The organism is Kocuria sp. KH4 (assembly GCF_053711175.1).
The window spans coordinates 14357-41311 of record NZ_JBSJYX010000011.1; the positions used below are offsets into that span (position 1 = coordinate 14357).

General features: G+C 73.4%; 23 protein-coding genes. 16 read left to right on the forward strand and 7 right to left on the reverse strand.

Annotation, left to right across the window (positions count from 1 at the left end; translation table 11 throughout):
* The first annotated feature begins 142 nt into the window (after positions 1–142).
* The 3 genes from ACWCOM_RS09715 (at position 143) to ACWCOM_RS09725 (ending at position 3828) form a co-directional block, all read left to right on the forward strand.
* Positions 143–1102, forward strand: coding sequence for a helix-turn-helix transcriptional regulator (locus ACWCOM_RS09715; protein ID WP_454548541.1), 960 nt, complete (start codon positions 143–145; stop codon positions 1100–1102).
* A gap of 269 nt (positions 1103–1371) precedes the next feature.
* On the forward strand, positions 1372–2319 hold the full coding sequence (locus tag ACWCOM_RS09720) for a helix-turn-helix domain-containing protein (protein ID WP_454548542.1): 948 nt from the start codon (positions 1372–1374) through the stop codon (positions 2317–2319).
* A gap of 522 nt (positions 2320–2841) precedes the next feature.
* A complete protein-coding gene (locus tag ACWCOM_RS09725; RefSeq protein ID WP_454548543.1) occupies positions 2842–3828 on the forward strand; it encodes a helix-turn-helix domain-containing protein in 987 nt (328 codons plus the stop codon).
* 127 nt (positions 3829–3955) lie between these two features.
* On the opposite strand, the gene ACWCOM_RS09730 is transcribed toward ACWCOM_RS09725, so the two are convergent.
* The gene (locus ACWCOM_RS09730) at positions 3956–4912 is read right to left on the reverse strand and encodes a helix-turn-helix transcriptional regulator (protein WP_454548544.1); all 957 of its coding nucleotides are present in this window, start codon (positions 4910–4912) and stop codon (positions 3956–3958) included.
* Positions 4913–5295: 383 nt separating this feature from the next.
* On the opposite strand from ACWCOM_RS09730, the gene ACWCOM_RS09735 reads away from it, so the two are divergent.
* The 3 genes from ACWCOM_RS09735 (at position 5296) to ACWCOM_RS09745 (ending at position 8270) form a co-directional block, all read left to right on the forward strand.
* Positions 5296–6012: a hemerythrin domain-containing protein gene (locus tag ACWCOM_RS09735; RefSeq protein WP_454548545.1), complete on the forward strand. Its 717-nt coding sequence runs from the start codon at positions 5296–5298 to the stop codon at positions 6010–6012.
* Between the two features lie 147 nt (positions 6013–6159).
* The gene (locus tag ACWCOM_RS09740; protein ID WP_454548546.1) at positions 6160–7599 is read left to right on the forward strand and encodes a sensor histidine kinase; all 1440 of its coding nucleotides are present in this window, start codon (positions 6160–6162) and stop codon (positions 7597–7599) included.
* Positions 7596–8270, forward strand: a complete 675-nt coding sequence (locus ACWCOM_RS09745; RefSeq protein ID WP_454548547.1) for a response regulator — start codon at positions 7596–7598, stop codon at positions 8268–8270. The genes ACWCOM_RS09740 and ACWCOM_RS09745 overlap by 4 nt, the downstream gene beginning before the upstream one ends.
* 10 nt (positions 8271–8280) lie before the next feature.
* Here the strand turns inward: ACWCOM_RS09745 and ACWCOM_RS09750 are convergent, their stop codons facing one another.
* Positions 8281–10257 carry an amino acid transporter gene (locus ACWCOM_RS09750; protein ID WP_454548548.1) on the reverse strand — a complete coding sequence of 659 codons (1977 nt, stop codon included), beginning with the start codon at positions 10255–10257 and terminating at the stop codon, positions 8281–8283.
* A gap of 189 nt (positions 10258–10446) precedes the next feature.
* Positions 10447–11916, reverse strand: a complete 1470-nt coding sequence (locus ACWCOM_RS09755; protein WP_454548549.1) for an amino acid permease — start codon at positions 11914–11916, stop codon at positions 10447–10449.
* Positions 11917–12488: 572 nt separating this feature from the next.
* On the opposite strand from ACWCOM_RS09755, the gene ACWCOM_RS09760 reads away from it, so the two are divergent.
* Positions 12489–12911 (forward strand): amino acid permease, encoded by a 423-nt coding sequence (locus ACWCOM_RS09760; RefSeq protein WP_454548550.1) that lies wholly within the window; start codon positions 12489–12491, stop codon positions 12909–12911.
* A gap of 66 nt (positions 12912–12977) precedes the next feature.
* Here the strand turns inward: ACWCOM_RS09760 and ACWCOM_RS09765 are convergent, their stop codons facing one another.
* The gene (locus tag ACWCOM_RS09765) at positions 12978–13712 is read right to left on the reverse strand and encodes an alpha/beta hydrolase (protein WP_454548551.1); all 735 of its coding nucleotides are present in this window, start codon (positions 13710–13712) and stop codon (positions 12978–12980) included.
* Positions 13713–13913: 201 nt separating this feature from the next.
* Here ACWCOM_RS09765 and ACWCOM_RS09770 point away from each other — a divergent pair, with 201 nt between their 5' ends.
* Both ACWCOM_RS09770 and ACWCOM_RS09775 read left to right on the forward strand, forming a co-directional pair.
* Positions 13914–14687, forward strand: a complete 774-nt coding sequence (locus tag ACWCOM_RS09770) for an SDR family NAD(P)-dependent oxidoreductase (protein ID WP_454548552.1) — start codon at positions 13914–13916, stop codon at positions 14685–14687.
* A gap of 148 nt (positions 14688–14835) precedes the next feature.
* The gene (locus ACWCOM_RS09775; protein ID WP_454548553.1) at positions 14836–15015 is read left to right on the forward strand and encodes a hypothetical protein; all 180 of its coding nucleotides are present in this window, start codon (positions 14836–14838) and stop codon (positions 15013–15015) included.
* Between the two features lie 85 nt (positions 15016–15100).
* On the opposite strand, the gene ACWCOM_RS09780 is transcribed toward ACWCOM_RS09775, so the two are convergent.
* Both ACWCOM_RS09780 and ACWCOM_RS09785 read right to left on the reverse strand, forming a co-directional pair.
* Positions 15101–16141, reverse strand: a complete 1041-nt coding sequence (locus ACWCOM_RS09780; protein ID WP_454548554.1) for a transketolase family protein — start codon at positions 16139–16141, stop codon at positions 15101–15103.
* On the reverse strand, positions 16138–17001 hold the full coding sequence (locus tag ACWCOM_RS09785) for a transketolase (protein WP_454548555.1): 864 nt from the start codon (positions 16999–17001) through the stop codon (positions 16138–16140). Before ACWCOM_RS09785 ends, ACWCOM_RS09780 begins: the two co-directional genes overlap by 4 nt.
* A 275-nt stretch (positions 17002–17276) precedes the next feature.
* On the opposite strand from ACWCOM_RS09785, the gene ACWCOM_RS09790 reads away from it, so the two are divergent.
* From ACWCOM_RS09790 to ACWCOM_RS09800, 3 genes are all read left to right on the forward strand, one after another.
* Positions 17277–17936 (forward strand): GntR family transcriptional regulator, encoded by a 660-nt coding sequence (locus tag ACWCOM_RS09790; protein ID WP_454548556.1) that lies wholly within the window; start codon positions 17277–17279, stop codon positions 17934–17936.
* Positions 17937–18617: 681 nt separating this feature from the next.
* Complete coding sequence (locus tag ACWCOM_RS09795) at positions 18618–20045, forward strand: GntP family permease (RefSeq protein ID WP_454548557.1); 1428 nt, start codon at positions 18618–18620, stop codon at positions 20043–20045.
* Positions 20046–20080: 35 nt separating this feature from the next.
* Positions 20081–20956, forward strand: a complete 876-nt coding sequence (locus tag ACWCOM_RS09800; protein WP_454548558.1) for an NAD(P)-dependent oxidoreductase — start codon at positions 20081–20083, stop codon at positions 20954–20956.
* Positions 20957–21056: 100 nt separating this feature from the next.
* Here the strand turns inward: ACWCOM_RS09800 and ACWCOM_RS09805 are convergent, their stop codons facing one another.
* Positions 21057–21947, reverse strand: coding sequence for a LysR family transcriptional regulator (locus ACWCOM_RS09805; RefSeq protein ID WP_454548559.1), 891 nt, complete (start codon positions 21945–21947; stop codon positions 21057–21059).
* Between the two features lie 72 nt (positions 21948–22019).
* On the opposite strand from ACWCOM_RS09805, the gene ACWCOM_RS09810 reads away from it, so the two are divergent.
* The 4 genes from ACWCOM_RS09810 to ACWCOM_RS09825 all read left to right on the forward strand — a co-directional run bounded on the left by ACWCOM_RS09810 (position 22020) and on the right by ACWCOM_RS09825 (position 26940).
* Positions 22020–23060: a YeiH family protein gene (locus ACWCOM_RS09810; protein WP_454548560.1), complete on the forward strand. Its 1041-nt coding sequence runs from the start codon at positions 22020–22022 to the stop codon at positions 23058–23060.
* 385 nt (positions 23061–23445) lie between these two features.
* On the forward strand, positions 23446–23757 hold the full coding sequence (locus ACWCOM_RS09815; protein WP_454548561.1) for a hypothetical protein: 312 nt from the start codon (positions 23446–23448) through the stop codon (positions 23755–23757).
* A gap of 207 nt (positions 23758–23964) precedes the next feature.
* Entirely contained in the window at positions 23965–25194 is a 1230-nt protein-coding gene (locus ACWCOM_RS09820; protein ID WP_454548562.1) for a DUF3500 domain-containing protein, read from the forward strand.
* A gap of 81 nt (positions 25195–25275) precedes the next feature.
* On the forward strand, positions 25276–26940 hold the full coding sequence (locus tag ACWCOM_RS09825) for an FAD-dependent oxidoreductase (RefSeq protein WP_454548563.1): 1665 nt from the start codon (positions 25276–25278) through the stop codon (positions 26938–26940).
* Positions 26941–26955: the final 15 nt, after the last annotated feature.

Consider the following 26955-nt stretch of genomic DNA (forward strand, 5'->3'; position numbering starts at 1 on the left):
ATGACGGTCACGAGGTCATGAGGTCCGGTCCTCGGCACCCTCTGCCGCATCGCGGGCGGCGCTCCGGCCGCCGTGGTGGCCATCGGGCCGGCGCCGGGGCAGGCATCGACGGGACCGCCGGCGGGGCGTAGCGTCTGACGGCATGGGGGAGCAGGTGCGCCGGTCCGTGTTCGCCACCCGTGACCGTGCCGAGGGCTTTGCCGTGCTGGAGCAGGTCTATGCCGTCCAGGGGGCCCACCGCGGGTCGGCCGGGGACTTCTCCATGCGCGTGTCCACGGCCGGGGTGGGGCCGATGAGCCTGGAGCGGGTGAGCTGGCAGGGAACCCCGGCGGGCGGGGTCGGGGAGCATCCCGAGGTGCTGCGGGTCGGGCAGGTGCTGGAAGGGTCGGTCGAGATCTCCAGCGGCCGGGACGCACTGGCGTGCCAGGGTCCGTTCCTGCTGCCCCGGTCTCCGTATTCGAGCCGGTGGGAGGGACTCGACATCCTGTCCCTGTCCCTGGACGCGGCGGTGGTCGAGGAGCACGCCCGGGCCGTGCTGGGATCCGGGACGTTGCGCGTGGAGTTCACCGGCGCCGCCCCGGTGAACGCGGCCCTGGGCCGGTACTGGTCGGGCGGCGTCACCCGTCTGGCCCGGACCCTGCAGTCCGGTGACGAGGTCATGCGCACCCCGCTGCTCCAGGCCGAGATGACCCGGTCCCTGGTCACCGCCCTGCTGCACACCTTCCCGAACTCGTACCTGGAGCGGCTCCGGGCCCCGGCCGCAGAACCCCGGCCCGGCTCCGGGGGCGTGCGGCGGGCGGTGGCGTTCATCGAGGGCCACCCGAGCGAGCCGATCGGCCTCGCCGAGATCGCCGCGGCCGCACGGATGAGCCCCCGGGGGCTGCAGGCGGCGTTCCGGCGTGAGAAGGGGACCACGCCGCTGGGACATCTGCGCGCGGTGCGGCTGGAGGCCGCCCACGCGGACCTGGTGACCGCCGACCCCGCGAGCGGGGTGAGCGTGGCGGTGGTCGCCGCCCGCTGGGGGTTCTCCCACCCCGGGCGCTTCGCCGCCGCCTACCGCGACCGCTACGGGCGGGCGCCGTCGGCCACCCTGCACGCGTGACCGCGTCGCGGTGCTCCGCTGCCGCTCCGGGTCGTGCCCCTCCCCGGCCGGCCCCTTGCGGCGGGGGATCGGTGATGATCCGGTGACCTGCTCCGGGCCCCCGAGGACTGGGACACGCCTACACTGGCACGTAAGCACGCACGGCGTGCGCCGGAGGCGTTCCCGGCGGAGTGACCGTCGCGGTGCCGGCGGGCACGGGGCGGGTCAGGGCGCGCTGGCCGCGGGAGTCCGACCCCGCGGCGCGGCAGGCCGACCAGGGGGAGGAGCCGATGAGCCGGCCCATCCACCACGAGCAGACAGCCGCCGATCCGGAGGCCGTGACGGAGCTGTTCGCCCAGCTCGGGGTGCGCTTCTGCTTCGACCCGGCCGGGCCGGGCTTCATCTACCGGGAGACCCGGGACGGGGACGAGCAGCTGAGCGTGGCCCGCCTGTCCATGGGGGGCGAGTTCTCCACCTGGGGCGACACCGAGGTCTTCGGGGTGGTCGAGGTGCGCGGGGCCCGCTACGACTGGTCGACCTCCGACGACCAGGGTTCCGGGCTGGGGGAGCCGGTGCTGTTCCGTCCCGGGCACCCGGCCCTGGTCGTGGCCGGAGCCCTGGTGGCCACCAACGTCTATCTCACCGCCGGGGTGCTGCAGGAGATCGCCGACACCGTCTACGGCCTGGAGCGCGTGCCGGTGGCCTTCGTCTCCTCCCGCCCGACCACTCCGGCCCTGGGGCGGTACTGGTCCGGGCTGGCCCGGTGGGCCGCCGACGCCGCGGTCCCCGCGCTCCTCGACGAGCCGCTGGTGCGCAGCGACCTCACCCGCCGCCTGGCCGTGGGCATGCTCGAGTGCTTCCCGCTCAGCGGGGACCGTGAGACCCGGTCCCTGTCGATGGCCGCCCAGGTCCGCCGCTTCCGGATCGCGGTGGCCTTCCTCGACGACAACGCCCACCTGCCCATCACCGTCGAGGACGCCGCCCGGGCCGCGGACACCACCACCACCGCCCTGGTGCGGGCCTTCCGCGCCAACCACCCCGCGGGCCTCACCCCCGCCCAGCATCTCCGGCGGGTGCGGCTGGCCGGAGCGCACGAGGACCTCCTCCGGGGGGATCCCACGACCGGGGAGACGGTCGGGGCGATCGCGACCCGGTGGGGCTTCACCCACCCGGGCCGTTTCGCCGGCGCCTACCGCGCCGCCTACGGGGTCGCTCCGCGCTGGACGCTCGACCGCTGAGGCTCCCGATCGGCTCCGCCGGTGCCGCACGTCTCGGGCGGAGGCGGCGAGATGGCGGGACGTGCCGATGACCCCGGCCGGCACGGGCGCACCGACGAGCACGTCCACCGGTCCAGCCCCCGGGGGCCCGCTCTTCGCGGGCCGCGAGGGGCGCGGCCCGCGAAGAGCGGGGGAGGCCCACGGCACGCAGTGTCCTGGACCTCGCGGCGCATCGTGCGGGAACCACGTGCGTCACTGTCCACTTTACGCAGGACAGGCCAGGAAACGCACGAAGTGGCAGGACAATTTCGCAGCCGTCCGTGGGTGGTCGTTCCCGGCGAGTCCGCGTTCGCTGGGGGCCATGCCGGGGCGGGGACGGTGTGCGGCACGTCGCCTGCCGCGGACGGCCGCCCCCGGGGAGCAGACGGGGTGCGCCCGGCAGGGGGCGGATTGCCGACGGGGCGGGCGGTCCATATCCTGAGCGCAACGGTCGAGCAGACGGCCGGCCGGTGCGTGATCTGACCTGTGGGAGGTCTCGGGCCCATGCCCACCGCAATCCCGACGAACTCGCCCCTGGGGGCATCCGGTCCCCGGCGCCTGTCGTTCACGACCCAGGACCCGGAGGCCGGCATCGAGGTCCTCGAGCGGGTGTACGCGATCCGGCGGATCGAGGTCGACCGGACCACACCCTTCCGGATGGCCCAGGCGGTGCGCGGGGTCGAGGGGCTGCACCTGGAGCAGGCCCGGCTGCAGGGCGCCCCGACCGGGGCGCTGGTCGACGCCACCGGCATCGTGCGGGTGGGGCAGGTCTACGATGGGGCGCTGGGGTTCACCGACCAGACCCGCACCCGCCCGGGGCGGGGGCCGTTCCTGTTCCCGGTGCGTCCCTACGCCTGCCGCTGGGACGAGCTGGGGCTGCTGAGCCTGTCCCTGGACTTCAGCGCCGTCCAGGACCACGCGGCCGGACTGCTGGGCCGGGAGGACTTCGAGCTGCACTTCCACGGCGGAGCACCGGTGAGCGCGTCGATGGCCCAGTACCTGGCCCGGCTCATCACCGCCCTGGGCCGCGACCAGCTCGACAGCGACGCCATGTCCCACCCCCTGCTGCGGCAGGAGGCGTTCCGGTCGGCGGCGACCGCGGTGCTGCACACCTTTCCCAGCACCTTCCTGGACCAACCGGCCCAGCCGTCGGACTCCGACCGGGTGCCGGGTGGGGTGCGCCGGGCGATCGCGCACATGGAGGAGCACTTGTCGGACCCGCTGACCCTGGCCGATGTGGCGGCGGCGGCCAGAATGAGCCCGCGCGGACTGCAGGCCGCCTTCGCCCGGCACCTGGAGACCACCCCCATGGGCCATCTGCGGAGCCTGCGGCTGGCCGCCGCGCACGCCGAGCTGGCGGAGTCCGACCCCGCCGCAGGGGTGACCGTGGCGGCGGTCGCCGCCCGGTGGGGCTTCACCCACCCGGGGCGCTTCGCCGCCGACTACCGGGCCGCCTACGGGGTGCCTCCCAGAACCACCCTGGGGCGATGAGCGCCCCGGCAGTCCGCCGGCGGCGTGGTCGTCCTGCGGCCGGGTCCGGTGCGGCGTGTCGACCGGCGCTCCGTGTGTCCCGGTGCGGGCCCGCCGGCCTGTGGTCGGCGGCGGACCGGGAAGCCGCTCAGGAGTGCAGGGTCTCCGTCGGGGTGCAGCCGTACCGGGTGCGGTACTCCGTGGTGAACCGGGCCAGGTGGGGGAAGCCGCACCGGTGGGCGATCGCCCCCACGGTGTCCCCACGGGTGGGGTCGGCCGCCCGGAGCTCCCGGTGGGCCACGTCCAGCCGGGCCGTGCGCAGATAGCCCCCCGGGGTGGTGCCCAGGTGCCGGCGGAAGGCGAGGACCAGCTGATGGGCCGGCAGGCGGGCGGCCGCGGCGAGGTGGGTCAGGTCGACGGGCTCCCCCAGGTGCTCGTCGATGTAGGCCACTGCCCGCCGGACGGGACCGGGCAGGCGCGTGGCGGCCTCCTCGGGCAGGGCCTGGTCGGTGAAGGTGCTGGGGAAGCAGCCGAGCAGGGCGGCGGCCACCCGCCGCTGGGCCTCGGCGCGGATCAGGGGCACCGTGACCGCCTCGGGATCGTTCAGGACCGCGCGCAGGTGGTCCACGGTGCGGGTCCAGTGGTCGGCGGCGGCCTGGTGGTGGGGGCCGACGCCGGTGAGCCGGAGCCGGAAGTCCTCCTGCTGCAGCAGCTCACCCGCGTGGTCCTGCACCCAGGCGTGGTCCAGGGCCACGATGGTCAGGTCGGTGGCCTCCATGCTGGAGCTGAACCGTCCCCGGGGCATCAGGCGCGGTGCGGGGCCGAGGCGGTGCTGCTCGCCTCCGGTGCGCACCGTCATGGCCCCTGCGCCCACCTGGGCGATGTTGATCGTCTGCGGGGACTCCACGGCCATCCGCACCGTCGAGCCCCGTCCCACCTGGGCCCGCCTGGCCATCACCGGACCGGCCGCGGCCCAGGACAGGGTGAGCTGGAAGCGGTCGTCGGCGGGTGCGTGGACCTGGGCGCGGCCGATGAGCCGGCTCAGGGTCTCGGCGGCCTCCCCGGCGTCGGCGGTGCTGAAGGCACCACGGTGGGCATCGTTCATGACCTGAGAACCATACGGCCTGCTCGGCCCGGAAGGGCGGGATGCGCCCTGCGTGTCCCCGCAACAGGGGACGGCACGGGCCACGGTGTTCGCCCGGTCGCATCCAGGGGGCGCCTCCCCTCCGCCGGGAGCGGGGCTGCTCGCGGCCCCGACACGGTGCGTCCGGATCGAGCCCGGCACCGAGGGGGCGAGGACCGGCTTCCGGTGCCCCCGCCGGAGCCCCTGCCGGGAGTCGACATCCGACGCAGCGGGCCTACCATGTCGTGCAGGGGCCGTCCGTGAGGGCCCACCACCACGGCGGGAAGGCCTCGGCGGTGCCCGCGCCACGGCCCGCCCCGAGGCCCCTGCCGTTCCCCGCCCGGGCACGTCCTGAAAGGGTTGTCATGACGCGATCCATCGCCGACCAGACCGTCGCCGAGCTCGGCGGGCGGCTGAGCGTGCTGACCCGGCAGCAGAAGGACCACATCGAGCTCGACCGGCTGCTGCGGCAGCTCGAGGAGGCCGAGGCCACCGGCCAGGGGCAGGTGCTGCTGCGGATCTACCGCCTGGTGTTCCCGCACGCCTTCGCCGAGGAGTCCGTGCTGTGGCCCGTGATGCGCCGGGTCCTGCCCGACGGGCACGAGCTGACCCTGCAGGTGGAGCAGGAGCACCAGGAGGTCAACGAGCTGGTCACCGCCCTGGAGACCCTCGACGCGGGTGACCCGCAGCGGCAGGCCGTGCTGGCCCGGCTGGTCGAGGTGCTCCGCGAGGACGTGCGCGACGAGGAGGACGTGCTGCTGCCCCGGCTGCAGCGGCTGCTGGGCCCGGGACGGCTGATCGGGCTGGGCCTGGCCTGGGAGGTGCTCCGCCGCACCGCCCCCACCCGCGCCCACCCCGTCGTGGCCCGGCGCCCGCCCGGCAACGTGATCGCGGCCCTGCCGCTGTCGGTGCTCGACCGGGTGCGGGACCTCGTGGACGCAGCCGTCCTGCGCGGGCCCGGACGCGGCGCACCGGTCCTGCGCTCGGTCAGCACCGCCCTGGGGGCCGTGGCCCACCGGATCGAGGGCCTGCCGCTGATGCGCAGAGGCGAGGACCCCTCCACCGGCCGCACGGCCCTCTGAGCACGGTCCGCCCCCGGAGGCCGGCCCGCGAGGCGTGGCCGCTCGCCGGAGTGCGTGGTCCGGCCGGTGCGCGGGGAGTGGTATGACGGTGGCATGTCGAAGCGCGCGCACCGCAGTCCCGCTCTAGCGGCGATCCGGCCGAGGGGCTTGGGCCGGCGCAGGGTGGCCGCCGGGTCGGTGCTCGCCGTGGTGCTGCCGGCGGTGGTGCAGGGTCTGCTGATGGCGGTGTGGGAGGCGAACCTGGCCACGGCCTCGCTGGTGCAGCTCACCGGGGCGGTGGCGGTGGCGCTGGTGGGCGGGATCGGTCCGGGCCTGCTGGCGGCGCTGTGGAGCAGCCTGGTGCTGAACTACTTCATGGTGGACCCGAGGGGTTCCCTGTTCATCCACGACGCCGCGACGGTCGTGTCCCTGGTGTGCTTCGTGGTGGTCTCGGGGGCCGTGGCGGTGGTGGTGGACGCGTCGGCGCGGCGCCTGGCGCAGGCGCGGCGGGCCGGGGCGGAGGCCGCGGTGCTCAACCGGCTGGCCATGGTCGTGGTGGCGGCCGAGGACCCGGTGCTGAGCCTGCTGGAGCAGGCCCGAGAGGTGTTCGCTCTGGAGGGGGTCGCGCTGTTCGTCCGGTCCGGGTCCGTGCGGAGCGGCTCCGGCGACGGGCCCCGCTGGGAGCTGTGGGGCGCAGCGGGCCGGCCCCCGGTCTCCCCGGAGGCCGGCCAGGGGGAGGCCGTGGACGAGCGGACGCTGCTGGTGCTGCGCGGCCGGGAGCTCTCCGCCGGAGAGCGGGAGCTGCTGCAGGCGTTCACGGCGCAGATCATCGCGGTGCGCGACCGCCAGCAGCTGGTCGTGAGCAGGCGCGAGAACCAGGTGCTGGCCCAGGACAACAAGATGCGCACCTCGATCCTGCAGGCGGTCAGCCACGACCTGCGCACCCCGTTGGCCGGGATCAGGCTGGCGGTGAGCAGCCTCCTGTCACCGCGGGCGCGGTTCGGTCCGGCGCAGCAGCGGGAGCTGCTGGAGACCACGCAGGACTACGCGGAGCAGCTGGAGGTGATGGTGGAGAACCTGCTGGACATGTCCCGGATCACCGGGCAGGCGGTGGGCGCCGTGCTGGGGCCGCTCCGGTGGCGGGACGTGCTGCCGGGCGCCCTGCGCTCGGTGCCGGCGGATGCGGTGGAGGTGCAGGTGGCCGCCGCCGCTCCGGCGGTGGTCGCGGACGCGGGCCTGCTGGAGCGGGTGCTCGCCAACCTCGCCGAGAACGCCGCCCGGCACGCCCCGGGCTCGAGGATCACCCTGGTGGCCGGGGGCCCGGTCGAGGTGGACGGGGCGTCGAGGGGAGAGCTACGGGTGGTCGACACCGGCTCCCGGCCGGTGCCGGAGGACCTGGAGGAGCTCTTCGTCCCGTTCCAGCGCTTCGACGACACCGGCGGGCTCCCCGGGGTGGGCCTCGGGCTGGCCGTGGCCCGCGGGCTGGCCGAGGCGATGGGCGGGACGCTGCACGCGGAGCGGACCCCCGGCGGGGGCCTGACGATGGTGCTGCGCCTGCCGGCGGCCGCCCTCCAGCCGACCGGACCGGCCGGGGAGGCGGGGCGGTGACGACGGTGCTGGTGGTGGAGGACGAACGCCCCCTGCGGCGAGCGCTCCAGCTCGCGCTGGAGGCCCACGGGTACACCGTGGTCACGGCCCCCACGGGCAGCAGCGGCCTGGCCTCCCTCGCGGAGGCGCCGGTGGACGCGGTGGTGCTGGACCTGGGGCTCCCGGACATGGACGGCCAGATGTTCATCCGGCGGGTGCGTGCGGCGGCGGGGACGCCGATCCTGGTGCTCTCCGCCCGGCACGCCTCCGGGCAGAAGGTCGCCGCCCTGGACGCCGGGGCCGACGACTACGTCACCAAGCCGTTCGGGCTGGAGGAGCTGCTGGCCCGCCTGCGGGCCGTGATCCGGCGGGGCCGGTCCGCGCCGGAGGCCGGGCGGGTGGACACCGACAGCTTCACCCTGGACTTCCCGGCCCGCCGTGCGGTGCGCGACGGGGAGGAGGTGCGGCTGACGCCGACCGAGTGGAAGATCCTGGAGGAGCTGGTCCGGACCCCGGGCCGGCTGGTGCCGCACCGGCAGCTGCTGGAGCAGGTCTGGGGGCCGGCCCGGGTGAAGGAGACCCAGTACCTGCGGGTGTACCTGGGTCAGCTGCGCCGGAAGCTGGAGGCGGACCCGGCCCGGCCCCGGCACCTGATCACCGAGCCCGGGCTGGGCCACCGCTTCGATCCCTGACGGCCGGGCCTCAGCCGACGTGCACCCAGGGCCGGCGGGCCACCACGGGTTCGGCCTGGCGCAGCACCTCCCGGGTGACCGGGGCGATCTCTCCCTCCCCGAGCACGAGGAAGCGCAGCAGATTGGTCACCGGGTGGCCCTCGGTCCACCGGAAGTAGATGTGGGGCATCTGCCCGGTGACGTCGCGCAGGTGCAGCAGCACCGAGGCGATGGTGTTCGGCACCGCCGGGCCGTGGACCTCGAGCACCCGGTAGCCGTGGCGGGTGATGCCGCGGACGTCGAGCGCGGTCTCGAACTCCGAGGAGTCGTCGACCACGACCTCCAGGAACACGACGTCCTCCTCCGCCGGCAGGTGGTTGACCGCCCGGGCCGCGGTGAGCTTCTTGGCGTAGGCCGTCCCGTCCAGGCGGTGGGGCTCGTGGGCGATGATCTCGATGGGCCGGCCGTCCTCGGCGGCCACGAACTCCAGGGCCGCCGCGTCGAGACGGACCCGGGTGGCGTGCAGCTCGAAGGAGCGCCGGGCCCGGGAGAGGAAGGACACCACCACGATCCCCAGGATGAACAGCGAGGCGATGCGGATGCCCTCGGGCCGTTCCACGACGTTCGCCGCGGTGGTGTAGACGAAGACCACGGCGATGACCCCGAACCCCAGGGCGGCCCACCGCTGTTTGCGCGCCCGGGCGGACAGGGTCACCGCGACGGCCGCCGAGGTCATCAGCACCAGCACCCCGGTGGCGTAGGCCCCGCCCTGGGCGTCGACGTCCGCGTCGAAGGCCACGGTGACGGCGAACGCGATCAGGGCGAACACCAGCACCAGCGGCCGGCGGGCCCTGGCCCACTGCGGGGCCATCCCGTAGCGGGGCAGGTAGCGCGGGACCAGGTTCAGCAGCCCCGCCAGGGCCGAGGCCCCCGCGAACCACAGGATCGCGATCGTGCTGAGGTCGTAGACCGAGCCGAAGACCATGCCCAGCTGCCCGTGGGCCAGGTAGGCCAGCGCGCGCCCGTTGGCCTCACCGCCGGGCCGGAACTCGTGGCCGGGGATCAGCACCACCGTGGCGAAGCTCGAGGTCAGCAGGAAGGTGCTCATGATCACCGCCGCGGTGGTCAGCAGCCGGCGGGTGCCCCGGATCCGCCCTGCCGGGTTCTCCTCGGTCTCGAACTCCCCGCCGCGCACCTGCGGCATGACCGCCACCCCGGTCTCGAAGCCCGACAGGCCCAGGGCCAGCTTGGGGAAGACCAGCAGCGCCGCCGCCACCGCGAGGACGGGGTTGCCGTGGGAGGTGGTCAGGGCCTCCCACCAGTTGCCCACCCACACGGGGTGGGTCAGGGCCTCGGCCAGGCACACGACGATCAGCACGGCGTTGAGCGCCAGGTAGACGGACACCACGAGCACCGCCACGCCGATGGCCTCCCGGAAGCCGCGCAGGAAGACCGCGGCCAGGCCGGCCAGCAGCACCAGGGTGATGCCCACCTCCTCGCCCTGCCACTCCTGCGGGAACAGGGGGTTCTCGACCAGGTGCGCGGTGGCGTCGGCGGCCGAGAGCGTCATCGTGATCATGAAGTCGGTGACGGCGAACCCCAGCAGCCCCAGCACGAAGAGCTTCCCGCGCCAGTGCGGCAGCAGGCGTTCCAGCATCGCGATCGACCCGGACCCGTGCGGGCTCTCGGCGGCCACCCGGCGATAGACCGGCAGCGCGCCCAGCAGGGTCACCAGCACCAGGACCAGGGTGGCCAGCGGGGACAGCACGCCGACCGCCAGCGCCGCGATGGCCGGCTGGTAGCCCAGGGTGGAGAAGTAGTCCACCCCGGTCAGGCACATCACCTGCCACCAGAGATGCCGCTTCTCGTGGTGGCGGGACCTCCCGTAGGGCCCGTGGCGCAGCCCGCCCGGTTCCGGCACGTCGTGCAGCAACCACCGTCGCAACCGCACCGACGTCGGTGGTCTGGGCACCCACAGCTCCTCGGGGGGCCGGCTCAAAGTCGTCATGTCCTCGTCCTTCACGCGCATCCTCAACCGCTCGATCGGATGCGACGGTACGCCCGCGACCACCCCTGCGTGCCGGCTCTTGACGGTTCCTTTACGCCCATGGGATCCCGGCCGTGCCCCCGAGGGCCCGGGCAACGGCGAGCGCCCCGGGCTCCTGGCCCGGGGCGCTCGCGACGAACTGCGGTGCGGTCAGTCGCGCACGGCGAGGTCGTGGCGGTAGTTGGGGCTGTCCGGGTTCAGGACGGAGTGCCGGCGGCCGTAGAAGAAGTAGATGACCAGGCCGATGAGCAGCCACACCCCGAAGCGCAGCCATGTCTCCCAGTGCAGCTGCAGCATCAGGAAGAGCGAGGCGAGGACGCCGAAGGCCGGCACCACGGGCATCCACGGCAGACGGAAGGTGCGCGGGGTCTCGGGGCGGGTGTAGCGGAACAGGATCACCGACACGCACACCACGACGAAGGCCGAGAGGATGCCGATGTTGGTCAGGTCGGCGACCGCGCGGATCGGGAAGATCCCGGCGAGCACCGCCGACGCGATCCCGGCGATCCAGGTCACCCGCTGCGGGGTGCCGTTGTGGTCGGTGTGCGCGAACCAGCCCGGCAGCAGTCCGTCGCGGCTCATGGAGAACCACACGCGGGTGACCCCGAGCAGGAAGGTGAGCATCACGGTGAGGATCGACAGCACGGCGAACACGGAGATGATGGAGGCGATCACCGGCAGGCCCACGCCGTTGAAGGCGGAGGCGAACCCGGCCTCGGGGTCGATGTCGCGGTAGTTCTGCATCCCGGTGAGGACGAGGGTCGCCGCGACGTAGAGCAGCATCGCGATGACCAGCGACAGGATGATGGCCTTGGGCATGTGCTTCTTGCCGTCCTCGGCCTCCTCGGCGGCGGTGCTCATCGCGTCGTAGCCGAACACGGCGAAGAAGACCGTGGCGGCGCCGGTGAGCACGGGACCCAGCCCGGTGGGCATGAACGGGTTGTAGTTGCCGGTGTTGATGTAGAAGATGCCCAGCCCGACGATGAACAGGATCAGCAGGATCTTGATGCCCACCGCGATGAGTTCGAAACGGCCGAAGGTCTTGGTGCCGCGGCTGAGGATGAAGGTCACGAGCAGGCAGATCAGGATGGCCGGGAGGTTGATGATCCCGCCCTCGCCCTGGTCCGGCGTGGAGGTCATCCAGGCCGGCAGCTCGAGGCCGAACCCGGACAGGAACGCGCCCACGTAGCCGGAGATGCCGATCGCCACCACGGCGACGATGGCGATGTACTCCAGCAGCAGGTCCCAGCCGATGAACCAGCCGATGATCTCCCCGAGGGCCACGAACCCGTAGGTGTAGGCCGATCCGGCCCGGGGGATCATCCCGGCGAACTCGGCGTAGGACAGGGCCGCGGCCGCGGAGGCCAGGCCGGCGATCAGGAACGAGATCAGCACCGCGGGGCCGACCCCGGGGTTGTCCGGGTCACCGTGCGCCACGAGCCCGGCCAGGGAGAAGATGCCGACCCCGATGATGCCGCCCACGCCGATCGCCGTGAGCTGCCACAGTCCCAGGCTCTTGTTGAGCACGCCGTGCTTGCTCTCCTCCTCGACGAGGTCCACGGGCATCCGGCGCAGGACGGACCGGGGGCTCCTCGTGTTCTGGGCATTGTTCGCGTGCATGGAAGACCTCGCCTGTCATGGCCCTGTGCGGGGCGGGAGAGCCTTCGGCAGCCGTTGGCGAAGGCGATGATTCCCGAGCGTACTGGCCCCGCCCGGCGCGAGCACGGTCGCGACACATCTTTGCCGGGTCCCTCGACGAGCGGACGTCCCTGCTCCGGGCGCGACGCCCTCCGCGCGGCGGGCGCGGGCGACATGTGCTCCGCACAGGACACGGAGCACGGCGTGAGGAGTGGGCTCCGCTCCCAACGGGCCGTGCGGTCCTTGCGTCAGGGGTTCCCATGAGCGTCTTCCGGGCCAAGTCCATCGAGCAGTCCGTCCAAGGCACCGAAGAACCCGAGCACAAGCTCGAGAAGAACCTCGGAGCCCCGGAGTGGTGGGCATCGGCTTCGTCAACGTGGCGAACTGGAGCCCTTCCATCCCGCCCGCCCAGACCCTCCTCGGGCTGGAGCCGACCGCCTTCACCGCTGTGGGCGCACCGTGGGTGGGCGGGATCATGGCCGTCGGGGCGTGCATCGGGCTGATCGTCGTGGCCATGATCCTCTTCCTCGGCCAGACCCGGGTGAGTTTTCGCGTTGGCCCGCGACGGTCTCCTGCCCGCGTCCCCGGCCCGGGTGCACCCCCGTTTCCGGACCCCGCGCCGGACCACGGTCATCGCCGGCGTCGTCATCGCCGTGATCGCCGCGTTCGTCCCCCTGACCACCCTGGCGGAACTGGTCAACATCGGCACCCTGGCCGCCTTCGTCGTCGTGTCCGTGGGCGTCATCGTGCTGCGCCGCACCCGGCCCGACCTGCCCCGGTCGTTCCGGGTGCCGTTCGTGCCCATCGTGCCGATCCTGGCGGTCCTGACCTGTATCTACCTAATGCTGAACCTCACCGGAGCCACCTGGATCCGGTTCCTCGTGTGGATGGGCATCGGGTTCGTCGTCTACTTCGTCTACTCCCGCAAGCACAGCGTGCTGGCCCGCCGCGAGGCCGAGGCCCTGCATCGCACGTAGGGCACCGGACCTGCCCGGTCCTCCGGGGAGGACACCGGCATCGGCGCCGACGACCCCCGGGGGCCTTCACCGCCCGCGTCGGCCTGCCCGCCACCCCAGCGCGGCCAGCCAGGAGGCGCACAGCTCCGGCCAGGCCTCGGGCTCTCCGCTGCCCGTGGCGAGCCCGAGACCGTGCGGCCCCTCGGGGAAGACGTGCAGGGCGTGGGGTGTGCCGGCGCGTGCCAGCGCCTGGGCCAGCAGATAGGAGTGCTGCACCGGCACCGAGGCGTCGTCGGCGGTGTGCCAGATGAAGAACGGGGGAGCATCCGCCGTCACCAGGCGGTCCAGCGACGTCGCGGTCCGCGCCGCGGCGCTGGGGTCGGCGCCGAGGAGCTCTCGCCGGCTGCCCTGGTGGGTGTCGAGTTCCATGGAGACCACCGGATAGCACAGGATCGCCGCGTCGACCCGCTCGGGGGCGCCCGGCGGCGCGGTCAGTGCGGCGTGGCCGGCCAGGTGTCCGCCCGCGGAGGATCCCAGCAGAGCGATCCGCTCCACGCCGCTGGACCTGAGGGCGCGGATCTCGGCCCGGACGGCGTCCAGCGGGGCGGGGTGGGCGGTGCGCACCGGGTAGCGGAGCACGCTCGCTGACAGGCCGAGCCGACGGAGCCACGCGGCGACGGGCTCCGCCTCGTTCTCCGCGTGCCCGGCGTAGCCGCCGCCGGGTAGCACGAGGACGTGCCCGGTGGCGTCCGGGCCGGCCGCAACGGTCGTTCCACGGGCCGACGAGGACACCGGGGCAGAGGGCAGCTGTGGTGAGGTCATCTCCTCAGCATTCCAGGCGCCGCCGAGCTGCGGCGTCATCGACAAGGTACCGGGACGACACCGCGACTATATGTTGACTGTTGACAGTAAACCGACGTAGCGTGATGTGCAGCACATCGATCCACCGGCTGCGGACACGGCCCCGCCGAGTACGACACCACCCCGTTGCCGGCCCCCTCCACTCTCATCCCGAGGAGCATCATGTCGACCACCCAGCGCACCGCCGTCATCACCGGGGCGACCTCCGAGAAGGGCATCGGAGCCACCACCGCCCGCCGCTTCGCCCGCGACGGCTGGGCGGTGGTGATCCTCGACCTCGACGGCGAGAGGTCCGCCCGGGCCGCCCAGGAGATCGGACGGGACTGCGGCGTGCCCGCCTTCGGCCACGCGGTCGACGTCGCGGACGAGGCCTCCGTGACCGCCGCCCACGACGCCGTGGCCGCCGAGGTGGCCGCCGGCGCTCTCCCGCCGGTCGGTGCCGTCGTGAACATCGCCGGGATCACCTCCCCGGTGGACTTCCTGGACACCACCCTCGAGCTGTGGCACCGGGTCATGGACGTCAACGCCACCGGGACCTACCTCGTCACCAAGGCCTTCCTGCCCGGGATGATCGAGCAGGGGTGGGGCCGGGTCGTCAACATGTCGTCGGTCTCCGCACAGCGCGGCGGTGGGGTCTTCGGGAAGGTGCCCTACTCCGCGGCCAAGGCCGCCGTCCTGGGGTTCACCAAGGCGCTGGCCCGCGAGCTGGGCCCGACCGGGGTGACGGTCAACGCCGTGACCCCCGGCGCGGTCGACACCAACATCCGGGTGGGCAGCACGGACGAGCAGGAGGCCGCCATCGCGGCGGGCATCCCGGTGGGGCGCACGGCCACCACCGAGGAGGTCGCCGCGGCGATCACCTTCCTCGCCGCCGAGGACTCCTCCTACCTGACCGGGGTGACGCTGGACATCAACGGCGGGAGCCACATGCACTGAGCGTCCCGTCCCGCCCGTGACCGCCGCCTCCCCGCACCCGCGGGGAGGCGGCCGCATCGCATCCCAGGAGACCACCATGCCTCGCTCCGCCCGGTTCCGCTCCGCCGCGCACGCCCGCCCATCTGCAGCGGGTGTGCGGGTCCATCACATGTCCGAGCTGCGTGCCGGCGACGTCGTCGAGATCCGGCAGTGGGACACGGTTCGTTGCCGCGGGGAGGTCGACGCGGTCTGCCCCCGGCTGGGCGTGCTGTGGGTCCTCGACGAGCCCCTGTGCGACCGGACGATGGTCCAGGCCTCCGAGCACACCGTGTGGAGGATGCCGCGCTGACCGTCCCCACGACCTGCAGCAGCGAGGGCCGGACGGAGACTCTCTCCGTCCGGCCCTCGCTGCGGTGCCCGGTGGCGCGCCCGGGTCAGCCCACGGCCTCGGTGCGCCGCGGGTGCAGCAGGGATCTGACCTTCTCGGCGATCCTGGTGGTGGAGACCCCGTAGCGGTCGTTGAGGGTGGGCAGGGCCCCGGCGTCGAGGAACTCGTCCGGCAGGCCGATCGGGGTGATCTGGCGCAGCACGCCGTCGCGGACGGCGGTGTGGGCCACCGCGTCGAAGAGACCGCCGATGACGGTGTGGTTCTCGCAGGTCAGCACCAGGCGGTCCTTGGCGAGCTCGGCCAGGACGGTCGCCTCGTCCAGGGGCTTGAGGGTGGGCACGTGCAGCACGGCGACGTCGACCTTGTCGGCCTCCAGGACCTTGGCGGCCTCCAGGGCCCGCTCGGTCATCAGGCCCGTGGAGATCAGCAGCACCTCGGCCCCGTCGCGCAGCAGCTTGGCCTTGCCGAGCTCGAAGGTGTAGTCGTACTCGTCGAGCACCCGCGGCACCTTCCCGCGCAGGATGCGCATGTAGGTCGGCCCGTCGTGGGCGGCCAGCTGCCCCACGGCCTGCTCGATGTCCACCGCGTCGCAGGGGTCCACGATGGTGAGGTTGGGCATTCCGCGCAGGATCGCGACGTCCTCGGTGGCCTGGTGCGAGGGCCCGTACCCGGTGGTCAGCCCGGGGAGGGCGCAGACCATGTTCACGTTGAGGTTCGCCTCGGCGATGTCCAGGCACAGGAAGTCGTAGGCCCGGCGGGTCGCGAAGACGGAGTAGGTGGAGGCGAAGGGCACGAAGCCCTCCATCGCCAGCCCCGCCGCGGCCCCGAGCAGGGCCTGCTCGGCCATGCCGACCTGGTAGAACCGGTCGGGCATCGCGTCGCGCAGGATGTGCAGGTCGGTGTACTTGGCCAGATCGGCCGACAGGCCCACGACCCTCTCGTCGCGCTCGGCCAGCTCCACCAGGGCGTGGCCCAGCGGGGCCGCGGTGCTCCGCTGTCCCTCCCGGGCCAGGGACGCGCTCATCGCGTCCGAGGTCAGCCGTTTCTTCTGCAGGGTGGTCGGGGTGGTGTTCGGGGTGGTGTTCATGCCTGGGACGACTCCTTCAGCCGGTCATGGGCCTTGGTCCACTCGTCGGCGGCGACGGTCATGAAGTGCAGCTTCTCGCGGCTCTCCAGGAAGTCCACGCCCTTGCCGAGCTTGGTGTTGGCGATCAGGCACCGCGGCCGGCCGGCCTCGATGCCGCGCAGCTCCTCCAGCGCGGTCAGGACGGCGGCCACGTCGTTGCCGTCGACCCGGCGGGTGATCCAGCCGAAGGACTCGAACTTGCCCTCGATCGGCTCCATGCCCAGCATGGACTGGCTCTTGCCGTCGGCCTGCTGGTCGTTGAAGTCCACGATCGCGATCAGGTTGTCCAGCTCGTGGTGGGCGGCCACGGCGGCGGCCTCCCAGGTGGAGCCCTCGTTGAGCTCCCCGTCCGAGAGGATGTTGTAGACGAAGGCGTCGTTGTTCTTGCGCTTGAGCCCCAGGGCCACACCGTTGGCGATGACCAGGCCGTGCCCCAGTGATCCTCCGGAGATCTCCACCCCGGGGGTGTAGGAGGCCATGGCCGACATCGGCAGCCGGGAGTCGTCGGTCGCGTAGGTCTCCAGCTCCTCCAGGGGCAGGAACTTCGCCTCCGCCAGGGCGGCGTAGAGGGCGATGGCGTAGTGGCCGATCGAGAGCAGGCACCGGTCGCGGCCCTCCCACTCCGGGTCTTCCGGGCGCAGGTTCAGCTGGTCGGTGTAGAGCACCGCCAGCACGTCGGCGATGTCCAGTGCCTGGCCGATGTAGCCCTGGCCCTGGACCTCCGCCTGGATCAGGGCGTTGGTGCGGATGCGGAAGGCCGCCTCCTTGATCCGTTGCAGGCGCTCGGGCTCGACCGGAGCGACCTCAGTCTCTGGCTGCATGGGTTTCCCCTCGTGTGGTGGTGGTCGGATCTGCCGGTCGTGGAGCAGGAGTCCCGTTCCGCCCGGAACGGTGTCCGCCGGCAGGTGCTGTGGTAGGCATCACAGTACGTCGTTCAACTGTTGACAGTCAACAAAGATGACGTACGCGCCGAGAAAGGGCGTCCGTCCGTTTCCCTCGGTCGACGGTTAACCGGCACCGTATGATCGACGAAGCGGGCCTCCACGGTCGGCGGTGCCGACCGGTTCCACCTCCCAGTCTCCGAAGGACGACCACGATGACCTCTCAGACCGCGGCCCTGGCCGGACTGGCCAAGGTGAACCTGCGCGAACAGGCCCTGACGGCACTGCGCCGGGCGATCACCACCGGGGAGCTGCCTCCGGGCACCCACCTGGTGGAGACGGAACTGTCCGAGCGCCTGCAGATCAGCCGGGGCACCCTGCGCGAGGCGATGCGCCAGCTGCAGCAGGAGGGGCTCATCGCCGCGGGGGCTCGTGGCCGGCTGTCCGTGCGCAGCCTGGACGCCAAGGAGATCGTCGACATCTTCGCGGTCCGGGCGGCCCTGGAGTCCCTGGCCGTGCGGACGCTCAGCCGGGCGGAGCACCGGGACGCGGCCGTGGGCACGCTGCGCGAGGCGGTGCGGGCCATGGACGAGGCCGTCGACCACACGCTCGAGGAGCGGATCGAGGCGGATCTGCACTTCCACCGCACGCTGTGCCGGCTGACGGGCAATGCCATGCTGCTGCACTCCTGGAAGGCCCTCGAAGGATCCATCCGGATGTCGTTCATGTGGGCCGGCATGGAGCGGGCCGTGGGCAACATGCGCGTGGACCGGCACACTGCCATCGTCGACGTCATCGCGGCCGGGGACGCCTCGGAGGCCGCCGACTACATGCTCTCCCACATGGACGAGGCCGCCGCCAACCTCGTCTCCTGACCGCCCGGACGCGGAGCTGCCGCCCGCGGGACGCCGCCCCCGCCGACCTCTCCCGGGGTGCGGCGCTGCCCCGACCGGGGGTGCCCGCCCACGGGGCGATGACGCCGATGACGCCACGGCGGGCCCCGGGCTGACCGGGGCGCATCGACGGCCGTGCGGGGACGACCGTGCGCACCGCCCGGCGGTCGGCCGGGCTCGGGCCGCCTGTGTTCCGCCACGCCGCCTCCGGTGACGACCGGTGCTGCGCGTCCTCGGCGCGTCGGCCGGGCCCGGCAGTTCGCGGGGCCCGCCGGTGGACCGGCTTCCCCGAGGCCCAGGAGCGCCTCGGCCCCGACGCCTCGATCGGGGCCCTGACGCGAAATCCACCATTGCGCCCCCCATGTGTCCTGTGCCACACTGCACAACACCACCAGTTGACTGTTAACAGTCAACCAAAATCGGGAGCAGGGACGACCCGGCGGGAAGAAGCGGCAGAGCTGCCACGCAGGCTGTTCCGGTGGACCCGGCCCCCGCACGGGCGACCGTGCGGACCGGGCAGCGGTGCCCGTCGCGGGTGCCGCTCGAGCCCCGATCGACGCGGCCCGTCCGGGGTCCGATCACCTGGGGCGGGACCGTTCGACCGCCCTGCCCGACCACCATCCGGCTGCCGGCCCGCCCGGCGTCATCCGCAGAGGAGAAGACATGGACACGCTCGTCCTGATCCACCTCGCCGTCGCGGTCATCGGCATCGTCCTGATGATCGTCTGGGCGAAGATCAATCCCGTCGTCGCGCTCGTCGTCGGCGCGCTGTACCTGGGCGTCACCGCCGGGCTGGGGTTCGAGGCCTCGGTGGCGGCGGTCAACACCGGCTTCGGGGCGTTGATGGCGGAGGTGGGGCTGATCATCGGCTTCGGCGTCATGATCGGCACCACGCTGACGGCGACCGGGACCATGCAGCGCGTCGTCGACGGGCTGCTCAAGCTCGTCGGACCCCAGCGGTCCCCGTACGTGCTGGGCCTGACCTCGGGCATCATCTTCCCGTCGATCTACTTCGACGTCGCCCTGGTGATCCTGGCGCCGATCGCCGGTGCCATCGCCAAGCGGACCGGCAAGAGCCTCGCGACCCTGGCCGGGTCACTGGCGATCGGCCTCGAGGTCGGACTGCTGATCGTGGTCCCCGGTGTCGCGGCGATCGCCGTCGCCGGCCCGCTCGGGGTCGACATCGGCACCATGCTCCTGTGGGGCATCCCGCTGGGCATCTTCTTCATCGTCTCCAGCATCTTCGTGCACGACCTGCTGATGCGAAAGATCTTCAACCCGGCCACGGACCAGGACCAGGGCTTCGACGACTCGATCTTCGGGGAGTCGATCGAGGAGGAGCGGGCCCGCCTCGAGAACCGGCGGGAGACCGGCCCCACCACCGTCGGCACCACCGAGGTCGCCGCCACCTCGGCGGGCACCGTGACCGTGACCGCCCCGACCCGGCAGATGCCGCTGGTCGTGGCCATGCTCCCCGTGATCGTGCCGATCCTCCTCATTCTCCTGAACACCCTCACCGGGATCCTGGGGCAGGAGCTGCCCGTCCTCGGCTTCCTCGGCAGCCCCGTGGTCGCCCTGCTCATCGGCCTGCTCATCGGCATCGTCCTGGCGGTCCCCGCCGTGACCCGTGACGGCATCGACGACCTGCTCACCCGGGGCGCCCAGACCTCCGGCTCGATCCTGCTGTTCACCGGCGTGGCCGGCTCCCTCGGCCAGGTCATCACCGAGGTCGGCGTCGGCGACATGATGGCCGCCCTGTTCCAGGCCAACGCCGCGATCCCGGTGCTGCTCACCTGGACCGTGGCCGCGGTCCTGCGCATCGCGCAGGGCTCGGCCTCGGTGGCCGCGATCACCGCGGCCACGCTGCTCGCCCCGATCATGGGCTCCATCGAGGCCGCACCCATCCTGATCCTGCTGGCCGCCGGCACCGGTGCCGCGTTCGGCGCGCACGTCACCGACAACACCTTCTGGATCTTCAAGCAGATGCTCGGCTTCACGACCAAGGGCACCTTCAAGATCTACACGCTCGCCCAGTCCACGTTCGCCGTGATCGGGCTGGCCGTCTGCCTGCTGCTCGACCTCTTCGTCTGAACCCGTCCCGTCCCCCGCACTCCCAGGAGGCTCCCATGCCGACCGTTCCACCGCACCGGATCACCTTCATCGGCATCGGGGCCATCGGTCTGCCGATGGCCGAGCAGCTCCAGGGCGCCGGGTTCGACGTCACCGGCGTGGACCCCTTCGCCGGGCAGCGGGCCAGGGCGGCCGCACGGGGAGTGCGGGCCGAGCAGACCCCGGCATCGGCGGCGGCCGCGGACGTCGTCGTGTGCATGGTGGCCACACCCGAGCAGCTGCGGGCCGCCGTGCTGGGCGACACGGGAGTGCTCCGACGCATGCCCGCCGACAGCGTCCTGGTGGTGATGAGCACCGTCGGTCCCGCCGCGGTGCGGGAGGTCGCCGAGGCCGCCCCGCCGGCGGTGCGCGTGCTCGACGTCCCCGTCACCGGAGGGGTCGCCCGGGCGGTCACCGGACAGCTGAGCCTGTTCGCCGCCGGCGACCCCGCCGTGGTCGACCGCGTCCGACCGGTCCTCGAGACCCTGGGCACGGTCGTCGACTGCGGCCCGGAGATCGGCCAGGGCCAGTCCTACAAGGTGGTCAACCAGCTGCTGTGCTCGGTGCACATCGTGGCCGCCGCCGAAGCCCTCGCCCTCGCGGAAGAGCTCGGCCTGGACCCGGAGAGGGTGCTGCCCGCGGTCGCCGGGGGCGCCGGCGGATCATGGATGCTCTCCGACCGCGGCCCGCGCATGCTGCGCGGCCTCGACGCCGAGGTCACGAGCACCATCGGGATCTTCGTGAAGGACTCGACCCTGGTGAAGGACATCGCCGACGACATCGGCTTCGACGCCCCGATGATCACCGCCGCCCAGGCGAAGTACCGGGCCGCCGAGGATGCCGGGTGGGAGCGGAGGGACGACTCCCAGGTCATCCAGACCTACCGGCGCTGATCCGGCCCGCCGCGGGGTCCTCGTCGTGAGTGGCCACGGGCCGGGGCCGGCAGCCCCCCCCGTACCGCCGCCACCGCCGCGATCCGGAGCCGGTGGGCCGTCAGACGGAGCCGGACACGGCGATGGTGACCAGGTCCGTCACCGGACCCGGCGTCAGGGGCGGCCGCCACACCGCCTGCAGCGTGCGCTCGAGCCGGCATCCCCGCACGGGGACGGTGAACAGCCGCCCGGCATCGACCTCGGCGCGCACGACCAGCTCGCTGAGCACCGCCGGGCCCGCCCCGGCGCGGGCGGCGCCCAGCACCGCGGCGTTGCTGCTGAGTTCCATGGCCGGGGGCACCGGCGGGTGCCCGGCCAGTGCCTGGTCCAGGGTGGAGCGCGTGCCGGAACCGGCCTCGCGGACCACCAGCGGTTCGGCGGCCAGCTCGGCGGCGTCGATCCCGTCGGAGCGGCCCGCCCACCGGTGGTCGGGAGTGACCACGAGCAGCAGCCGGTCCACGGCCACGGCGGCTCCGCCCAGGCCGTGGGGCAGCCGCGGGGTCTCCACGAAACCGACGTCGGCCTCCCCGGCGGTCATCCGCCGCAGCACCTCTGCCGAGTTGCACACCTGCAGCCGCACGTCGACCTCGGGGTGGGACAGCCGGAACTGTGCCAACCAGGCCGGGGCCAGGTATTCGGCCACCGTGATCGAGGCGGCCGCGGTGACGTGGCCGGCCGCCGTGCCCCGCACCCGCTCCACCTCCTCCTGCAGCCGGCGGCAGCGGGCCAGCACCCGCTCCGCCGAGGCCGCCAGCTGCCGCCCCTCGGGCGTGAGCGCCGCTCCCCGGGGAGAGCGCTCCAGCAGCCGCACCCCCCATCGCCGCTCCAGGCGCGCCACCGTCCGGCTGGCGTTGGGCTGGGCGGTGCCGGTGCGGCGGGCGGCCGCGCTCAAGCTCTCCAGCTCGCCCACGGCGACGAGCAGCTCCAGGGCGCGCAGATCCGGCCAATCCATATCAGTGACGATATACCCCCAGGCTGATCCGACGGCTGGTGGGCGCACCGGGCCCCGGGCACGATGAAACCCATGAGTTCCGCATCATTGGAGTCCGGGGTGTTGCCCGTAGCCGCGGCCGGGAGGCGGCCGCGGCTGGTCTGGCTCCCCGGCCTGGCGTTCTGCACCGCGGGCATGGCCGTGGCCACGCTGGCGGCGTCCGTGGTGCCGGCGGTGGGCGCGCTGACGGTGGCGATCGTGCTGGGCGCCGTGGTGGCGAACGCCCTCCCCGTGCCGGCGGGACTCGCGCCGGGGATCGCCCTGGCCGCTCGGGGGGTGCTGCGGATCGGGATCGTGCTGCTGGGTCTGCAGCTGGGCCTGCAGGACATCGTCGCCCTGGGGCTGCCCATGGTGCTCACCGTGGTGGCGACCGTGGGGGCCGGCCTGCTGGTCACGGTCTGGGCCGGTGCGCGGCTGGGGGTGCCGCCGGCCCAGCGGCTGCTCATCGCCTGCGGCTTCTCCATCTGCGGGGCCGCCGCGGTGGCCGCCGTCGACGGGGTGACCGACGCGGAGGAGGAGGACGTGGCCCTGGCGGTGGGTCTGGTGGTCCTGTTCGGCACCCTCATGATTCCCCTGGTGCCCGCGGCGTCCGGATGGCTCGGCCTGACCGAGCACCAGGCGGGACTGTGGGCGGGCGCCGCCACCCACGAGGTGGCGCAGGTCGTGGCCATCGGCGGCACCCTGGGCTCCGGGGCCCTGACGGTCGCCGTGGTCGCCAAACTGGCGCGCGTGCTGATGCTCGCTCCGGTCATGACCGTGCTGGCCTGGCAGACGCGTCGTGCCGCCGGCGTCACGGACGGGCGCACCGGCACTCTTCCACCGCCGGTGCCGCTGTTCGTCGTGGGCTTCGTGGCGATGCTGCTGCTGGCCTCGACGGGGCTGGTGCCCGCCCCGGTGCTGGAGGGGGCGAGGACCCTCGAGGGCATGGTCCTCGCCACGGCGATGTTCGCCCTCGGTCTCGGCGTGCGGGTCCGGGCACTGCTGGACGTCGGCGCCCGGCCGGTGGTCCTGGGCGCCCTCTCCACGGTCGTCGTGGCCGGCACGGCCCTGGCCGGGGTGCTCCTGGCCTCCTGAGCCGTGACCCCGGGCCCGGAGGTGGCCGTGGACGCCCCGGTGGCCCGCGGCGTCCCGGGACCGGGGGCGACGGGCGCGCACCTGCCGGGCCCCGGCCCCTCCTCGAGCGGCCCCGACATATTCGACCCAATGTTTCCGGCCCGTGCTCCGGTTCACTAAGGTCGGCTCCACCTGCGGGCGAGCGCGGAGACCCCACCAGCGTGCCGCCCGTCCCTTTCGGCGTTCGCGGCATCCGGCGGCACGCCCGGCTCCGCCGGGGCCGCCGCGACGCGGGAGCCGGCGACCGAGCCGGAGATCCGAGCGATCGATCACTCCGCCGGACTCCGTGCGCCCGCGGGGGCGCACACCGACCGAGCACATCACTACAACGACGTAGGGAAGCACCATGACCACAACAGCCAGCATCCACTCCGCACCCACCCCGCCCGCGCCGCCGGCCCCGCAGGAGGTCGACGGCACCGTTGCGGCGTCGCGCCCCCGATCCGCGGGCCGGGTCCGGTCCGGCGCCGCACCGGGGGAGGCCCTCAGGCGCGCCGCCAGCCGGTGGGGTTCCGAACGGGAACGCCCCGAGGACGATGAGGCGGTCATCACCGCGGTGCGAGCCACCGTCGTCCACCGTTCCTTCCGGGAACGCCCCGAGGACGACGAGGTGGTCCTCACCTACACGAGCGAGCCCGCCTGCCGGCGCATGGGGTGAGGCCCCCGGGCGGGCGCGGCATCGACTCCGACATCGCCTGAGCCCACCGCGCGCCGGATGCGGCGCGCGGTGGGCTCCGGCCGTCCAGGACGCCTGCCGGCGGAGCGTCGTGCCCGACAGCCCCGGCACAGGTGCGGCGTGTGAGCGGCACAGGACCGTTGCGTCCAATGGACTGCGACGACCCCCTGCGGCACCACGAGGAGAACCATGACCACCGCCACCCACCGCGTCCGCACGGCCGCTGCCGCGCTGAGCCTGATCGGCGTCCTGTCGATCACCGCCTGCGCCCCTGCGGCCACCGACGCCACCACCACGGCCACCGCCACCTCCGCGACGACCACGGAGACCACGTCGTCCACCTCGGCCGCGGGCACGACCGCGCAGACCATCACGGCCACGGCGGCCGCGGCCGAGGACTTCCTGGCGACCCTGTCGGCCGAGCAGCGCGCAGCGGTGCTCTACGCCTACGACGACGACACCAAAACCACCTCCTGGTCGAACTTCCCGGTCACCTTCGTCGACCGGGCCGGGCTGAACCTCACGGACCTGACCGAGGAGCAGCAGGCCGCCGCCCTGGAGGTCCTCGAAAGCCTGCTCAGCGACGAGGGGTACCAGACCGTCACCGACATCATGGGCGGGGACCAGTTCCTGGCCGAGAACTCCACCAGCACCGAGGAGTCGCTGGGCCAGTACTACATCGCCTTCTTCGGCGACCCCTCCGGCACCAGCGCCTGGGAGGTGCAGTTCGGCGGACACCACCTCGGGATCAACGCCACCCTGAACGGGGCCGCGAACACGGTCACCTTCGCCCCCACCCACCTCGGGTCCCAGCCGGCGGTCTACACCGACGGGCAGGGCACCGAGGTGCAGCCGCTGGCCGGAATGTACGAGAGCGCCTTCGCCTTCTACGACAGCCTCACCCAGGAGCAGCAGGCGGTGCTGTACCAGGGCGAGGACGTGTCCAACCTGGTCTGCGCCCCCGGGGACACCTGCGACTACCCGACCGGCACCGGGATCCCCGGGTCGGAGCTCACCGAGGAGCAGCGGCAGCTGCTGCTCGACGTCATCGCCCAGTGGGTGGGACTGGCCGACGAGGAGACCACCGCCGAGGCGCTGGCCACGATCAAGGCGTCCCTGGACGAGACCTACGTGAACTGGTCCGGGGCCACCGCCTACGACATGAGCACCGGCGACGGCGTCTCCTTCCAGATCTCCGGCCCGGACGTCTACATCGAGTTCTCCAATCAGCAGGGCTCGGCCGGCGCCGACGTCACCGGTGTCACCACGAGCGGGTGGGGCCACATCCACACCATCTACCGCGATCCCGCCGGCGACTACGCCGGGTCCGTGACCCAGCAGGAGGCCACCGGCATGGGTGGCCCCGGCGGCCAGGTCCCGGCGGGGCCGCCGACGGACACCGCGCCCGCCCAGGGCTGATCCCGTGCCCCCACCCCCCGCTGTTTGCCAATTCCGCAAGGATGTTTGCCACGAATGGAGTTCGTTGCGCAGACTCGATCCATGGACAACATGAAGTGGGACGTCGTGGTGATCGGTGGCGGTGCAGCGGGGCTGAGCGCCGCCCTGCTCCTGGGGCGGGCGCGCCGGCGCACGCTGGTGGTCGACGCGGGGAGTCCCCGCAACCGGTTCGCGGGGCACATGCACGGGGTGCTCGGCCAGGAGGGCGTGCCGCCGGCCGAGCTGCTCGAGCGCGGGCGGGCGGAGGTCTCCGCCTACGGGGTGCAGATCGCCCCCGGGACGGTGGAGCGGGTGGACCCGACCGGGGCCGGGGTCGAGGTGACGCTGCACGGCGGGAGGACGGTGCAGGCACGGATGGTGGTCGTGGCGACCGGGATGACCGACGAGCTGCCCGGCATCCCGGGGCTGGCGGAGCGGTGGGGCCGCACCGTGCTGCACTGTCCCTACTGCCACGGCTGGGAGGTCGCCGATCGGCGGCTCGGCGTGCTCACGACCTCCCCGCTGGGCCTGCACCAGGCCCAGCTCGTCCGGCAGTGGAGCGACACGGTGACCGTGTTCACGGCGGGGCTCGGGTCCCTGGACCCGGCCGCCGAGTCCCGGCTCCGCTCCCGGGGCATCGACCTCGTGGCCTCCCCGGTCGTCGAGATCCTCGGCGCCTCCGAGGCCATCGACGCGGTGCGCACCGCCGACGGCGCACTGACCCCGGTCGACGCCCTCTTCACGGCGGGCACCCCGCGGCCGCACACCGCGTTCCTCGACCACCTCGGCCTCGCCACCACGGACACCCCCATGGGCCGGTTCCTGGCCGTGGACGGGACCGGCAGGACCAGCGACGACCGCATCTGGGCGGTCGGCAACGTCACCAGCGCCGGCCTGACGGTGCCCATGTCCATCGGCGCGGGCGCCCTCACGGGCGGAGCCGTGAACGTGGCCCTGGTCGCCGAGGACTTCGACCACGCCGCCGCCCCCGGCCGCGCCGTCGCCCCCGACCACGCGGCCGTCCACGGCCACGCCCTCGCCCCCGACGACGCGGCGGAGTCGGACCCGAGCGAGTACTGGGAGCGCCGCTACACGGCCGCCGAGCGGATGTGGTCGGGGCGCGTCAACCAGGTCCTCGCCGAGATCGCCGCGGACCTGGTGCCGGGCCGGGCCCTGGACCTGGGGTGCGGCGAAGGCGCGGACGCGATCTGGCTCGCCGGGCACGGGTGGGCGGCCACCGGCATCGACATCTCCGGCACCGCGATCCGGCGGGCCACCGAGGCCGCCCGGTCGGCGGGGATCCCCGCCGACCGGATCTCCTTCGTCGCCGCCGACCTCTCGACCCTGGACGAGGGCGACCGGTACGACCTGGTCACGGCCAGCTTCCTGCACTCGCCGGTCGAACTGCCCCGCACCGAGATCCTGCGCGCCGCCGCACGCCACGTCGCGCCGGGCGGGCACCTGCTCATCACCGGCCACGCCTCCGTTCCCGCCTGGGCCGACCTGCCCCCGGGGCACGAGCCGCGGTTCCGCACGCCTGCCGAGGAGGTCGAGGACCTGGACCTCGACCCGGCGCAGTGGACGGTCCGCGTCGCCGAGACCCGCCCCCGGCGGACCACGGACCCGCAGGGCCGCCCGGTCAGCATCGACGACTCGGTCGTGCTCCTCCAGCACCTCCAGCACCTCACGGCGGAGGCCGCTGCGGGCCCGGCGGGGCGGCACCGCTGACGCAGGGCGCGGCGC